Source organism: Paenibacillus sp. W4I10 (assembly GCF_030816325.1).
GTDB classification, from domain to species: domain Bacteria; phylum Bacillota; class Bacilli; order Paenibacillales; family Paenibacillaceae; genus Paenibacillus; species Paenibacillus amylolyticus_B.
This window is the reverse complement of record NZ_JAUSXX010000001.1, coordinates 2,697,343-2,712,326: the sequence shown is the minus strand read 5'-3', so window position 1 is coordinate 2,712,326 and position 14,984 is coordinate 2,697,343. Positions and strand designations below refer to the sequence as shown.

The 14,984-nt window shown below is 46.6% G+C and carries 12 protein-coding genes and 1 pseudogene; all 13 read left to right on the top strand.

Translation table 11 applies throughout. From position 1 onward, the window contains the following. Positions 1-9 precede the first annotated feature (9 nt). The 13 genes and pseudogenes from QF049_RS11995 to QF049_RS11935 all read left to right on the top strand — a co-directional run bounded on the left by QF049_RS11995 (position 10) and on the right by QF049_RS11935 (position 14,918). The gene (locus tag QF049_RS11995; RefSeq protein WP_307537657.1) at positions 10-987 is read left to right on the top strand and encodes a DHH family phosphoesterase; all 978 of its coding nucleotides are present in this window, start codon (positions 10-12) and stop codon (positions 985-987) included. Continuing rightward, on the top strand, positions 981-1,904 hold the full coding sequence (truB, locus tag QF049_RS11990) for a tRNA pseudouridine(55) synthase TruB (protein WP_307537655.1): 924 nt from the start codon (positions 981-983) through the stop codon (positions 1,902-1,904). Before QF049_RS11995 ends, truB begins: the two co-directional genes overlap by 7 nt. 73 nt (positions 1,905-1,977) lie before the next feature. Beyond that, entirely contained in the window at positions 1,978-2,916 is a 939-nt protein-coding gene (locus QF049_RS11985; RefSeq protein WP_373428232.1) for a bifunctional riboflavin kinase/FAD synthetase, read from the top strand. 159 nt (positions 2,917-3,075) lie between these two features. Then, positions 3,076-3,345 carry a 30S ribosomal protein S15 gene (gene rpsO, locus QF049_RS11980; RefSeq protein ID WP_056700672.1) on the top strand — a complete coding sequence of 90 codons (270 nt, stop codon included), beginning with the start codon at positions 3,076-3,078 and terminating at the stop codon, positions 3,343-3,345. A 259-nt stretch (positions 3,346-3,604) separates the two neighbouring features. Then, the gene (gene pnp / locus QF049_RS11975; RefSeq protein ID WP_307537653.1) at positions 3,605-5,707 is read left to right on the top strand and encodes a polyribonucleotide nucleotidyltransferase; all 2,103 of its coding nucleotides are present in this window, start codon (positions 3,605-3,607) and stop codon (positions 5,705-5,707) included. A 175-nt stretch (positions 5,708-5,882) separates the two neighbouring features. Then, complete coding sequence (locus QF049_RS11970; protein ID WP_307537651.1) at positions 5,883-6,878, top strand: polysaccharide deacetylase family protein; 996 nt, start codon at positions 5,883-5,885, stop codon at positions 6,876-6,878. 98 nt (positions 6,879-6,976) lie between these two features. Then, positions 6,977-8,260 carry a M16 family metallopeptidase gene (locus tag QF049_RS11965; RefSeq protein WP_062833834.1) on the top strand — a complete coding sequence of 428 codons (1,284 nt, stop codon included), beginning with the start codon at positions 6,977-6,979 and terminating at the stop codon, positions 8,258-8,260. After that, positions 8,220-8,666, top strand: coding sequence for a dUTP diphosphatase (dut, locus tag QF049_RS11960; RefSeq protein ID WP_307537649.1), 447 nt, complete (start codon positions 8,220-8,222; stop codon positions 8,664-8,666). Before QF049_RS11965 ends, dut begins: the two co-directional genes overlap by 41 nt. Positions 8,667-8,823: 157 nt before the next feature. Beyond that, complete coding sequence (gene dpsA, locus QF049_RS11955; protein WP_307537647.1) at positions 8,824-9,723, top strand: dipicolinate synthase subunit DpsA; 900 nt, start codon at positions 8,824-8,826, stop codon at positions 9,721-9,723. After that, on the top strand, positions 9,720-10,316 hold the full coding sequence (locus QF049_RS11950) for a dipicolinate synthase subunit B (protein ID WP_062833836.1): 597 nt from the start codon (positions 9,720-9,722) through the stop codon (positions 10,314-10,316). The genes dpsA and QF049_RS11950 overlap by 4 nt, the downstream gene beginning before the upstream one ends. Positions 10,317-10,616: 300 nt before the next feature. Next, positions 10,617-11,836: pseudogene (gene dapG, locus QF049_RS11945) on the top strand (aspartate kinase). A gap of 47 nt (positions 11,837-11,883) precedes the next feature. Further along, a complete protein-coding gene (gene dapA, locus QF049_RS11940; RefSeq protein ID WP_124114093.1) occupies positions 11,884-12,762 on the top strand; it encodes a 4-hydroxy-tetrahydrodipicolinate synthase in 879 nt (292 codons plus the stop codon). Between the two features lie 476 nt (positions 12,763-13,238). After that, the gene (locus tag QF049_RS11935; protein WP_076208870.1) at positions 13,239-14,918 is read left to right on the top strand and encodes a ribonuclease J; all 1,680 of its coding nucleotides are present in this window, start codon (positions 13,239-13,241) and stop codon (positions 14,916-14,918) included. Positions 14,919-14,984: the final 66 nt, after the last annotated feature.

Here is a 14,984-nt window from a genome sequence, read left to right as displayed (position 1 = left end):
GAGACGGCAATGCACACTTATGAACAGGCGCTCCAGGCCGGAAAGCAATTTCTGCTGGAGCATGATGATTACCTGGTCGTGTCGCATGTACAGCCGGACGGTGACGCAGTCAGCTCGACGGTAACGGTGGGCTGGCTGCTGTCATGTCTGGGTAAGACATTCACGATGATTAATGAAGGCGAAATCCCCGGGCGCATGCAATTTTTGTGGGAAGCAGGCAACATTGTGAACATGACCGAACAACCACTGCAGCGAAAATATAAAGCTGTTATCTGTGTGGATTGTGCAGACTTTGCCAGAGTAGGTTTGACACGTCATTATTTCGAAGACGATGCTGTTATTTTGAATATTGATCATCACCCTACAAATGACGGTTATGGTACAGTCAACATCATTAAGTCAGATGCTGCTGCAACGGCTGAAATTTTGTTCGATTTTCTTAACCTGTTCCAAGTAACATGGGATAAAGATGTTGCGACGGCAGTTTATACAGGATTGCTTACCGATACAGGTGGGTTCCGCTATGCCAACACCAGTCCAAATGTAATGACAACGGCATCCAGACTGCTTGAACATGGCGTGGATGGACCCTATCTCGCCCAGACCTTGTTGGAGCAGGTGACTCTTCCACAAGTTCGGATTTTGAATCAGGCACTATCAAGCCTGCAGATGACAGATGATGGAAAGATAGCCTGGGTTGTTATTACACCAGATGATATGGTCGCTTGTGGAGCAGCTAATGAAGATCTTGAAGGGGTAGTGAACTATCCGCGCAACATTCAGGGCGTGGAAGTTGGTATCTTTTTCAAAGTCATCAACGAGAATGCAGTCAAGGTTTCTTTGCGTTCAGCTGGTAAGATTGATGTTGCTGCACTAGCACAGACCTTTGGCGGAGGCGGGCATGTGCTTGCAGCCGGATGTCGTCTGGAAGGCAGACTTGATGATATTGTCGCAAAAGTACTGAAGCAGGTGAATTCACAATGGTAAAGCCATTTGAAGGTGTACTTCCGGTATATAAACCGGCGGGATTTACTTCTCATGATGTTGTAGCCAAAATGCGTCGCATTCTCAAAATGAAGCGCATTGGCCATACGGGCACACTTGACCCACAAGTTACAGGCGTTCTGCCGCTCTGTCTTGGACGGGCGACACGTGTGGTGGAGTACATGCAGGAGCTTCCGAAGGAATATCTGGCTACGCTTAGATTGGGACTGTCTACTGACACAGAGGATATGACAGGGGAAGTCATTGAGCGGGCTGAAATGACTGTGGAAGTAACACAAGAACAGGTTCAACAGGTGCTTGAGCAGTTTCTGGGCACGATCTCACAGGTACCACCTATGTATTCTGCGGTAAAGGTAGACGGCAAACGTCTTTATGAGCTTGCTCGTGAAGGTAAGACGGTAGAGCGTAAGAGCCGTGAGGTCACAATCTATGAGCTCGAACTTACAGGAATTGAGACTCAGGGTGAGACCACCGATATATCCTTCCGGGCCTTATGTTCAAAAGGTACCTATATTCGGACATTGTGTGTAGACATCGGCCGACAACTCGGATATCCATCGACCATGGTTCGACTGGAGCGTACGATATCGGCAGGTATCTCTGCAGATCGTTGTCTTCGTATTGAAGAAGTGGAACAACTTATGGCTGATGGGACTTTGGCGGAGGCGCTTATTCCTGTTGACGAGGCTATTGCTTCGATTCCGGCCCACAAGGTTGGAGAAGAACAGGCCAAAGGAGCACTTCAAGGTCAGAAACTGTCTGCACGTCTTCTGGAACCCCCTGTAGAGCAACCTGGTTTGTTACGGTTGTATGCTCAGGATGATACGTTTCTGGGGATATTTGAACGGGATGAACTAAAACCAACGGTGAGGGCAGTTAAAGTCTTTTTACCGGAATAAAGAGGTCTCGGGCTTGAAGCTGTTGTGGTGATGCTCAAGCTTGGCCTATCTAGTGAAATGCAGGTGAATGATTGTGAAAACCGTAATGCTAACCTATCCGCAGACGTTACATTCGACTGAGCTGAGCACACTTCCGCAAGTGCTTGCGATTGGTCAATTCGACGGACTGCATCTCGGACATGCAAGTGTCATTTTATCAGCTGTCCGCATTGCGCGGGAAACGGGCATGCAGGCAGCGGTCATGACCTTTCATCCACATCCGAAGGAAGTTATGCGCAAAGGGGATTACGAGGGTTATTTAACTCCCTTAAGAGATAAAGAAGACATCTTGGCAGGAATGGGCGTTGATGTACTTTATGTGGTGGAGTTCAATGAAGATTTCTCCCGGTTGACGCCACAACAATTCGTACAGGACCTGTTGATTCCTCTTCAGACACGAACAGCAGTGGTGGGTTTTGACTTCCGTTTCGGTCATAAGGGTGCTGGGGATGAACAGCTTCTTCGTACTTTGGGAGAAGGAGAGATGACGGTGGAAACCGTTCCTCCTTTCTTGTTAAATGGTGAAAAAGTGAGCAGTTCTCTCATTCGTGGCCTGTTGAAGCGTGGGGAGATGGATGAGGCCAGTCAGTGGCTTGGCCGACCTTACAGCATCAGAGGAACCGTCATTCACGGGGAGAAGCGTGGACGAACGATTGGATTTCCTACAGCCAACCTTGAACTCACGGATCATTACGTTACCCCGTCGAAGGGTGTTTACGCTGTTCGTGTGCAGTATGGCGAACAGGAACTGCACGGCGTAATGAATCTCGGTGTGAAACCTACGTTTCACGAAAGCGGGATGAAACCTACGTTTGAAGTGCACCTGCTTGATTTTGAGGGACACTTGTATGACCAGGAACTAAAGGTTGAGCTCGTTCACTATATTCGTGCAGAACGAAAGTTTGACTCTATTGATGCATTGATTAGCCAGATTCGTGAAGATGCATTAACTGCCGGCCGCCTGTTATCTTAAAGGTTCTGGATTAAATGCATGTTTACATTTACTTTAACTAGGCAATTATGATATACTGTACTACGTTGTCGATTGAGACAACATTAACCTTGGCTTGGTTGCTTGCTCTCACCGGCGGTGACGAGGCTAATGGCGATTATATTGAAGGAGGTGAACAGGATGGCATTGACTCAAGAACGTAAACAACAACTGATCGACGAGCACAAAACTCACGAGTCCGATACAGGATCTCCAGAGGTGCAAGTTGCTATCCTTACGGAAAACATCAGAAGTTTGACAGACCACTTGCGTACGCATAAGAAAGACCACCACTCACGTCGTGGACTTTTGAAAATGGTAGGTCAACGTCGTAAGCTTTTGGCTTACGTGAAAAACAAAGATGTTAAACGTTACAGCGCACTGATCGAAAAACTCGGATTGCGTCGTTAATTATCGTACATGTTTTCAAAACCAACCTGGCTGTTATCCGTCATTCTTTTGTCTAAAAGGACAAGCGGAACTTACAGCCGGGTTGTTTTGTAGATGAACATGTTGCCATATATTTGTAGATGGGGCTCCGTGAGGAGCTTTTGTTGTGCAGGTTAGCATGTTGAAAGTTCCATACATAGCTAATGAATGCTGGACAAGCAGGAAATACTGTGAATATGCAGAATCCATTGAATTAGGAACGAATAAAAGGAGGGGTTTCATGGAACAGCGTGTTGAAATGCAGCTTGGTGGAAGAAAGCTTACGTTTGAGACCGGGCGTTTGGCCAAGCAGGCTAATGCTGCCGTTAAGGTAACATACGGGGATACCGTGGTATTGTGTACCGTGACAGCATCAAGTGAGCCGAAAGATCTGGACTTTTTCCCATTAACGGTGAACTATGAAGAAAGATTGTACGCCGTAGGTAAAATCCCGGGTGGATTTATTAAACGTGAAGGCAGACCGAGTGAGAAAGCTATTCTTTCAAGCCGTCTGACAGACCGTCCAATTCGTCCATTGTTCCCGGAAGGCTTCCGGAATGATGTACAAGTTTTGAACATCGTTATGAGTGTGGACCAGGATTGCGAACCGCAAATCGCTGCAATGATCGGTACATCAGCAGCATTGAGCATTTCGGATGTTCCATTCAGCGGACCGATTGGTGGCGTGAAAGTTGGACGTATTAATGGTGAGTTCATCATTAATCCAACGATTGCACAGCTTGAAGTCAGTGAACTTGAGCTGGTGGTTGCAGGAACTAAGGATGCCATCATGATGGTTGAGGCTGAAGCAAACGAATTACCGGAAGAAGTAATGCTTGAAGCAATCATGTTTGGACATGACGAGATCAAAAACATTGTTGCGGTAATCGAACAACTCGTGCAAGTTGCTGGTAAAGAAAAAATGGCTGTTAAGTTGCATGCCGTTAATGCTGAAGTCAACAGCAGTGTGCGTGATTTCGCAAGTGCTCGTCTGGTTGAAGCCGTTAAAATTGCCGAGAAGCATGCTCGTCAAGATGCAATCGATCTAGTGAATGACGAAACTGTTGCTCACTTTGAAGAGAAATATATTGAAAGTCCTGAATTGCTTAAAGACGTGAAGGAAGTCCTGCACGATATCGTTAAAGAAGAAGTGCGCCGTCTGATCACACATGATAAAGTTCGTCCGGATGGGCGTGGACTTGCTGAGATTCGTCCAATTGAATGTGATACTTCCCTGCTGCCACGTACGCACGGTTCAGGTTTGTTCACACGTGGACAAACTCAAGCACTTAGCATCTGTACCCTTGGTGCACTGGGCGATGTTCAGATTTTGGACGGAATCAGCCTTGAAGAAACGAAACGTTTCATGCATCACTATAATTTCCCACCATTCAGCGTAGGTGAAGCTCGTCCATTACGTGCTCCAGGCCGTCGCGAAATCGGACATGGTGCTCTGGGTGAGCGTGCGCTTTCCAAAGTCATCCCTTCCGAAACAGACTTCCCATACACGATTCGTCTCGTATCTGAAGTTCTGGAATCCAACGGTTCAACTTCCCAGGCAAGTATCTGTGCCAGCACACTAGCTATGATGGATGCAGGTGTACCAATCAAAGCTCCAGTTGCGGGTGTAGCTATGGGTCTGATCAAAGATGGAGATCATGTATCCATTCTGAGTGATATTCAAGGTATGGAAGATCACCTCGGTGATATGGACTTCAAAGTAGCCGGAACACCTGAAGGTGTAACTGCGATTCAAATGGACATCAAAATTGATGGTATTGATCGTCAAATTTTGTCTGAAGCATTGGCTCAAGCCAAAGAAGGTCGTTTGCACATCTTGAGCAAAATGACTGAAGTGATGAATACGCCACGTGAGCAGTTATCACAATATGCACCTAAAATTACAACGATGCATATCAATCCGGACAAAATCCGTGATGTGATCGGTGCAGGTGGTAAAATTATCAATAAAATCATCGAAGAAACCGGTGTTAAAATTGATATTGAACAGGATGGACGTGTCTTTATCGCTTCTTCCAACCAGGAGATGAATGATAAAGCCAAAGCGATCATCGAAGGTATTGTGCGCGAAGTATTGGTCGGCGAGATTTATGTCGGCAAAGTAAAACGCGTAGAGAAATTCGGTGCATTCGTTGAAGTGCTTCCGAACAAAGAAGGTCTGGTACACATCTCGCAACTGTCAACTGAACGTGTTGCCAAAGTGGAAGATGTTGTAGCTATCGGTGATTCCATTACGGTAAAAGTAACGGAAATTGACCCACAAGGTCGAATCAACTTGTCCCGTAAAGCAGTTTTGACTGCTGAAGCTCCGGCTCAATCCTAGGATACCGAAGCGACAGGTTATAAATGGATAGATTGAATGAAGAGACAGAATGTGAATTTCTGGCTCTTTTTTTAACGTTTAAATTTGTAAAGCAAGGATGAAACCATGGCTTAGCATTCATATTTTTGCCCTTGTCCTCATATGATGGGGACAAAGACGGCGGGAGGATGGAGCTGTGGGAAACCAATCCAAAAAGCTGGCGGCTGTTCTGGCGGGTGTGACTGCGGTCATATTGATCGGACAAGTTGGCAGTGTACGTACATACATTACGGAGATCCGTGATGGGCCAGGTACGCAAAATGCTTTTGATATGTTTAAGGAGGCAACTGGGGAAGATGCGCTGTTGTCTGCGATTCGGGATAAAGCGGCTGAAACGAAAATTGCTCCGGTGAATGCCAGAGTGGATCGGGTATGGAAAGCGATTCCTGGTTATAATGGCATTGAGATTGATGTGGAAGCGACATACCGTAAGGCGCTGAGTGGAACGTTGAATACCAAAATAGCGTATGTCTACCGTCAGATTGAGCCGGAGATTCAGCTTAAAGATTTGGGTGCACATCCGATCTATCGGGGCAATGCAAACAAACCGATGGTTTCTTTTATGATTAATGTAGCCTGGGGGAACGAGTACATTAAACCGATGCTGGATACGCTTGATGCCGAGAAAGTGAAGGCTACTTTTTTTCTGGATGGAAGTTGGTTAAGCAAAAACGTTGAACTGGCCAAAGAAATTCAGAAACGTGGGCATGAGATGTCCAACCATGCATATTCTCACCCTAATATGAGTCGATTGAGCGCAGAACGGGCCAAGCTGGAAATTAGCAAAACCCAGGATCTGCTCCATAAAACACTGGGCGTAGAGAATCGTTGGTTTGCTCCGCCTTCTGGTGACTTTAATCAAAAGACCGTTGACATTGCTTCATCCATGGGACTGCAAACCGTGTTATGGACAGTAGATACTGTGGATTGGCGTAAGCCAAGCCCGGATGCCGTTGTTGCCAAAATTGCTAAAAATACCGAGGCAGGCACGTTAATTCTAATGCACCCTACAGCTGCTTCTTCGGGAGCTTTAAAGGGCATGATTCAATCCATACGGGCCAAAGGTTTGGTGCTCGGAACAGTAAGTGAGACGCTGTCTTCGGAACGTGTAATTACCTCTGCGGTTGAGTGAACGTTGTTTTTTTGTTAATATCAAACAGTTGGAACCAAATGTCGATTTCAATTTCAAGGTTGAGATCAAGGCAATTATAGAGATGTAGGAGGGCCACCATGAAAAAAATTCAGCTGGGCAATGGCCTCAGAGTTGTCATGGAACAGATACCGACCTGCCGTTCTGTGTCTTTCGGAATATGGGTCAAGACAGGTTCGCGCAATGAGCAACCTGCAAGTAACGGAGTATCACATTTTATTGAACACATGTTGTTCAAAGGAACAGATCGTTATGATGCCAAGGCGATTGCGGAGCAGTTCGATGCGATCGGTGGTAACGTGAACGCGTTCACTTCCAAAGAATACACGTGTTATTATGCTAAAGTGTTGGATGAACATTTGCCGATTGCGGTTGATGTATTGTCTGATATGTTTTTCCGCTCCAAAATGGATGATGGTGAATTGATCAAGGAGAAAAATGTCATTCTGGAAGAAATCTCGATGTATGAAGATACGCCTGATGATATGGTTCATGATCTGATGGCCTTGGCCGCCTATGGTGAGCATCCACTCGCATACCCAATCCTGGGTACGGAAGAACGTCTCAAAGCGATGGATTCCAGTCATCTGCGTGCATATATGAAGGAGCACTACACGATTGAGAACACAGTCATTAGTATCGCGGGTAATATTGATGACAGTGTAATCGATCTGATGGAGAAACATTTTGGTGCTTTTGATGTAAATGGAGTAACCGAAGCAGTCACGATGCCAGCCTTCCAAAGCGGACAGCTCTTTCACAAAAAGAAAACGGAACAGAATCATATCTGTATTTCGTTCCCGGGGTGTAAAATCGGAGATCCCCTGCAATTCGCTATGGTTGTTCTGAATAACGCCATTGGTGGAGGCATGAGCTCCAGACTGTTCCAGGAAATTCGTGAGAAACGGGGTCTTGCGTACTCCGTGTATTCCTATCATAGCTCTCATGCGGACAGCGGACTTTTCACGATATATGCGGGTACAGCACCGAAACAGACCAAAGAAGTGCTTGATCTGACCAAAGAGGTTCTGCGCGACCTGGCTGTAAACGGCTTGTCCGAAGATGAACTTCGTAAAGGAAAAGAACAGCTGAAAGGCAGCTTGATTCTGAGCTTGGAAAGCACAGGCAGTCGCATGAATCGTCTGGGTAAAAACGAACTCATGCTGGGCAGACACCATACGCTGGATGAGATGATCACCAAAATTGAGCAAGTTACCATGGACGATATTAACGCGGTACTTGATCTGATGTTTGCTGAACCTTTTGCACTTGCTATGGTTGGCGCTTCAGATAAGACGATCGCTGGATTGAGAAGGGATGATTTTGTTGCATTACGTTCAAATACAGAAACTGCCGGGCAATGAAGATATTAAACTGCCTCAAAAAATGTCGGAGCTGGCATCCGGCTTTGATGTAGTAGCTGCACTTCAGGAAGATGTTGTGTTGCAGCCGGGTCAGCGTACGCTGATTCCTACCGGACTTGCGATGGCAATGCCAGCTGGATTGGAAGCACAGATCCGTCCTCGGAGCGGACTGGCTTTCAAACATGGAATTACCTGCCTCAACACACCGGGGACCATTGATGCGGATTATCGCGGAGAAGTTAAAGTTCTGTTGATTAATCTGGGTCAGGAACCGTTCACGATTGTACGGGGAGAGCGCATCGCACAGATCGTCTTCCAGACCGTGCCTGCGGTTGAATTGACGGAAGTGAATGAACTTTCGGAAACGTTACGCGGTGAAGGCGGATTCGGTCATACCGGGAAATAAGCAGCGTAAATATACCCATTCTTTAGAGTCGCCCCTGACAGGGGCGGCTCTTTTTTACATTCGAGAAACGGAAGGTGGAATGCAATTATTGTTTTCACCCCCCTGTGGGCCCCTGCATACGATAAGGCATACATGTGGTGAAAGGAGTGACGTCCCGATGCTGACCGGAGTCCGGATTGTAGTCCTGGGCGGAGATGCGCGGCAGCTTGAAGTCATTCAAAAGTGCGCTGAGCTGGATGCAACGGTAAGTGTGGTGGGTTTCGATAAAATAGAGCGTTCCATTCCAGGGATTGAGCACCAGGAACTGGAGGACGAAGTGTTTGCTTCCGCAGATGTACTGGTACTGCCTGTCGTCGGTTGCGATGACCTGGGAAAAGTAAGTACTTCATTCAGTGACACACCGATCTATTTGAAAAAGGAACATATTGCAGCATTACCGGAGCATTGTATTGTGTTCACAGGTATGGCAAAGCCGTTCTTGCGCGAACTTTGTCTTGAAAATGGGCTGCGACTTGTTGAAGTACTTGATCGTGATGATATTGCACTTTACAACTCTATTCCAACAGCTGAGGGAGCCATCGCCATAGCTATTCGGGAGACGGACTTCACAATCCATGGTTCGGAATGCATTGTGCTTGGCATTGGTCGAACAGGATTCACAATGGCCAAAACACTGCAGGGACTTGGAGCAAATGTACGGGTGGGAATCAGGCGGGAAGAGGATGCTGCCCGCGCTACAATAATGGGCTGGAAGCCTTTCATGACAACGGATTTGGCCGCTCAAACCGGGGAAGTTGACTTGCTTTTTAATACGATACCGACTATGATAATCACAGCACAAATCCTGTCCAGAATGCCGCAAAAGGCTGTCATTATCGACCTCGCATCCGCTCCTGGCGGCTGTGATTTCAGGTATGCCGACAAACGCGGTATCAAAGCGCTACTTGCGCCTGGCCTCCCCGGCATTGTTGCTCCCAAAACGGCTGGCGGCATTATTGCCAACGCGTTGATCCGTTTGCTTTTGGAAGAACTGAACGCACGGGAGGTTAAATCATGAACTGGCAGGGAAAAACGGTAGGTTATGCAATTACGGGTTCTCATTGTACGTTTGAAGAGGTTATGCCGGTAATTAGCCGCTTCGTAGCTGAAGGTGCCAACGTCATTCCGATTATTTCGAATTCGGTTCTGACGACGGATACACGCTTTGGTACGGCGCAAAATTGGCAAAAACAGTTGAAAGATATAACAGGTAATGATATCATTTCTACAATTGTTGAAGCGGAGCCATTAGGGCCTTCCAAGCTGCTTGATGTGCTGGTTATTGCTCCATGCACAGGGAATACAACAAGCAAGCTGGCTAATGCGATGACCGACAGTCCAGTGCTAATGGCAGCCAAAGCGCAGATGCGCAATCAGCGTCCGCTTGTGCTCGCGATTTCCACGAATGACGGTCTGGGCTTGAATGCTGCGAATATCGCCAAATTGCTCGTGGCTAAATACTTGTATTTTGTGCCATTTGGGCAAGACGATCCAGTGAAAAAACCAAACTCGTTAGTCGCCAAAATGGAATTGATTCCAGAGGCTTGCTGGAGTGCTCTTGAGGGCAAACAGTTGCAGCCGATGATTGTGGAGCGTTCTTCACAGGCTTGATGGAACAATGATTCGGTGACAACGTTTATGCGCTTGGAGAAATGAAGAAGGGTTCGAGAGACAAAGAAAATCATGGGGGACGATATGCTGGATTGAACAGCTACTATGTCCACGTTCCTGTCTATAAGGCATTCCTGCTTGCGGGCAGTACAGGTTAAGCAAGCGGGAGAGGTCTATTGTGAATGTATGCGTCATGACCTCGATAACTGAAATTATCGCATCAGAACGCTCCCTAGAGTGATCCATTTGTTAATTTGACCCGTGTCCAGTCTTCTTGCGTACACAAATGGAGGAATAAAGATGCGTATCATGGTACAGAAATTCGGAGGCACGTCTCTCTCCACTGTTCAGGCGAGAGAGCATGTGCTCCGTCACGTTAAACGTGAACTTGAAGCAGGATTGAGTCTGGTCATCGTTGTGTCTGCGATGGGACGCCGCGGCGAGCCATATGCGACTGATACGTTGCTGGACTGGGCTGCACAGAACGGAAACGCACTATCCGCACGCGAAAAGGATTTACTGCTGTGCTGTGGTGTGAAATCATATCTGCGACAACGTTGAGCAGTTTACTCGAACATGAAGGCATTCCAACTACAGTGCTGACCGGTGCACAAGCAGGTTTTGTGACGGACGACAATTTCGGGAATGCCCGGATATTGGATGTCCGTCCTGTTCGTGTGTTGGAGCAGCTTCAACTTGGCCGTGTCGTTGTTGTAACCGGATTCCAGGGGCAGACAGAGAACGGAGACTTCACGACACTGGGTCGTGGGGGAAGCGATACGTCTGCTACAGCTCTGGGTGCAGCATTACGTGCTGAAATGGTGGATATCTACACAGATGTGAACGGGATACTTACCGCTGATCCGCGAATTGTTGAGGATGCACGTCCACTGACTGTTGTGAGTTATGCAGAGATCTGTAACATGGCCCACCACGGGGCCAAGGTAATCCATCCACGTGCGGTTGAGATTGCGATGCAATCCCAGATTCCAGTACGGGTAAGATCTACTTTTGCAGACACGGAAGGAACGCTGGTTACGCATCCGGAAGGATTCCAGGATGTGCAGACAGGCATTGTTGACCGTTATGTAACAGGCATCGCCTACGTGAGCAATGTAACGCAAATTACGGTGGATGTGGCTGGTGGTGCAGATCGATTGCAACTAAAAGTGTTCAAAACCATGGCTGAGAATTCAATCAGCGTTGATTTTATTAATGTTACCCCCTCGGGAGTTGTCTATACGGTTTTTGACAGTGATTCCGAGAAAGCCATACAGGTATTGCAGGAGATAGGTCTCAAGCCACAAAGCCTGTCCGGTTGTGCCAAAGTGTCCGTCATTGGCGGAGGCATTAATGGTGTACCTGGAATCATGGCTCGAATCGTGGAGTCCTTGACACTGGCAGACATTCAGATCCTGCAATCGGCAGATTCGAATACAACGATCTGGGTACTCGTAAAAAAAGAAGATATGGTTCAGGCCCTGAGGGCACTTCACGCCTCATTCGAACTTCATTTGTAAATAACTGAAGTTAGAGGAGCCAAACCTGTTTTGAAGGAGGAATCGAATTGGACTTTGGAAGATTGATTACAGCAATGGTCACTCCGTTCAATGAACAAGGAGAGATTCATTGGGAGGAAACGGCACGTCTAATCGACTATCTAATTGTAGATCAAAAGTCGGAGACGCTTGTGGTTTCTGGAACAACAGGGGAGTCTCCAACACTTAGTGATACTGAGAAAGTTCAATTATTCGAATTTGCAGTGAAACATGCGGCCGGTCGGTGCAAAATTATAGCCGGAACGGGAAGCAATAACACGGCACATTCCATCCATTTGACACAGGAAGCTGAACGTGCCGGAGTGGATGGCATATTGTTGGTTGTTCCGTATTACAACAAACCTAGCCAAGAAGGTTTGTTCAAACATTTTGAAGCGATTGCAGGCTCCACCAAGCTGCCAATTATGCTCTATAACGTGCCTGGGCGTACAGTAACCAGCCTGTCAGCAGCGACAACGCTTCGTCTTGCACAGATTCCTAACATCGTCGCTACGAAGGAATGTGCGTCTATGGAGCAGGTTACTTTGATTGCAGCAAGTGCTCCAGAAAATTTCAGAGTTTATTCCGGTGATGATGCTTCAGGCTTACCAGCGATTGCGGTTGGAGCACATGGAATTGTCAGCGTGGCCAGTCATGTCGTAGGGGCAGAAATGAAGAAAATGATTGACGCCTTCTATGGCGGAGCACCTCTTCAGGCTGCTCAGATTCATCAGCAGTTGTTCCCGGTGTTCAAAGGCCTGTTTGAGTGTCCACAGCCTCTACCAAACCCTGTAGCGGTGAAATATGCGCTGACATTGCGTGGTCTAGACGTTGGTTCCGTACGGTTGCCACTTATTCCGCCAACGGAAGAGGAGCAGGTTTATATCAAAGGTTTGCTTAATTTGTAATCATTTTGGTTGTATATGGACTATTTTATTAATCATGGGAATATCCTTCAGATCAGCAAAAGAACCGCTCCTCTTCGTAGAGGCTGCGGTTCTTTTTTTTACGAGTAATGTGAGGTTTCTTTTCCACTGCTAAGGGGAAACCTACAGGTTAACGAGAGAGTGACTTGTTTTTTTTGTTTTTAATCATGTATAATGATGTCAAGTGACTGGGTGCGGTATTTTTTTGAAATTGAAAGCGACATCGTTTCGTGGTGTAGCTTTGCGGTGAAAAAGGAAGGAACGGCTAAGAGGGAATTTCAACTCCAACTTGTTGGTCAAAGGGAATAACTTCGAAGAACTTCTTCCAAATATCGTGAATAAAGGTGTTCTTTTGCATTCATCCCGATAGGTGGGTATGTGATGTATGGACTACTTTTCTTAACTTACAATAAATAATAAGGTACGACGTCCAACTACCATAGGAGGTTTAGATTCATTTGTCTAAGAAAAATAATAACGATAAACTGATGATTTTTGCTTTGGGCGGCGTAGGCGAGATTGGTAAAAACATGTACGTCATCCAATACGCCAACGACATTGTAGTCGTAGATGCTGGTCTTAAATTCCCGGAAGAAGATATGCTTGGTATTGATATTGTCATCCCTGACATTTCTTACCTGACTGAGAACCGTGACAAAGTAAGAGGAATCATCCTTACTCACGGACATGAAGATCACATTGGTGGTCTGCCATATGTTCTCAAACATCTGAATGTTCCTGTATACGGAACAAGACTTACGCTTGGACTTGTAGAAAACAAGTTGAAAGAAGCGAATTTGCTGGGTGAAACAAAACGTATTCTGATTGATGCTGATTCCGAGATCCAACTTGGATCTGTTCTGAAAGCATCGTTCTTCGCTACTAACCATAGTATTCCGGATTCTGTTGGTGTATGTGTCGAAACACCGGAAGGTGCAGTTGTTCACACAGGTGACTTCAAATTCGACCATACTCCAGTCAATGGTCAATATGCAGATCTTCAGCGTATGGCACAGATCGGAACAAATGGCGTGTTAGCGCTGTTGTCCGACAGTACGAACGCTGAGAAACCTGGATTCACACCATCGGAGAAAAATGTAGGTATCGTTCTGGAAGATATCTTCCGTAAAGCTAGTCAACGTGTTGTTGTAGCGACATTTGCTTCCAACGTACACCGTATCCAACAGGTGATCAATGCAGCAGAAGTGACTGGACGTAAAGTTGCAGTTATCGGACGGAGCATGGTGAACGTGGTTGGTATTGCTTCAGAACTGGGTTATCTTGAGATTCCGGATGGCATGATCATTGAACCTGAAGAAGTAGGCAAAATGGCTGCTGATCGTGTCGTGATTCTCTGTACAGGAAGTCAAGGTGAGCCAATGTCAGCATTGACACGTATGGCTCGTTCCACACACCGTAAAGTGGACATCCTGCCAGGCGACACCGTTATTATCGCAGCAACACCGGTTCCAGGTAATGAAAAATATGTAGGCCGTACGATTGATGAACTGTTCCGTTTGGGCGCTAACGTGCATTACAGCGGTGCTAACAGTGGTGTCCACGTATCTGGTCACGGTAGCCAGGAAGAGCTGAAACTGATGCTCAACCTGATGAAACCGAAATTCTTCTTGCCAATTCACGGTGAATTCCGTATGCAGCGTCGCCACGCGGTTCTTGCTGAATCTGTAGGGGTAGAACCTGAGAACATTTTCATCACGGATATCGGTGAAGTGATTGAAATTCAAGGTGGAGCAGCACGTAGAGCAGGTAAAGTTACTGCAGGTAATGTGTTGATCGACGGCTTGGGTGTAGGCGATGTGGGTAACATTGTACTTCGTGACCGCAAATTGTTGTCACAAGATGGTATCCTTGTTGTTGTGGTAACACTGAGCAAACAGGATGGAAAAATTGTTTCCGGTCCTGACATCATCTCTCGCGGATTTGTGTATGTACGTGAATCGGAAGGACTACTGGATGAGGCTAACCGGATCGTTAGCAGCACATTGCAGAAGTTGATGAGTGAGAACGTTAACGAGTGGGCTTCACTCAAAACAAATGTTAAAGATGCACTGGGACGCTTCCTGTATGAGCAAACTCGTCGTAGACCGATGATTTTGCCAATCATTATGGAAGTTTAAAATAGGCTAAACAAAAACATATATTCAGGCACACAGTCGCCCCTTCTCTACGAGTAATATTGGACG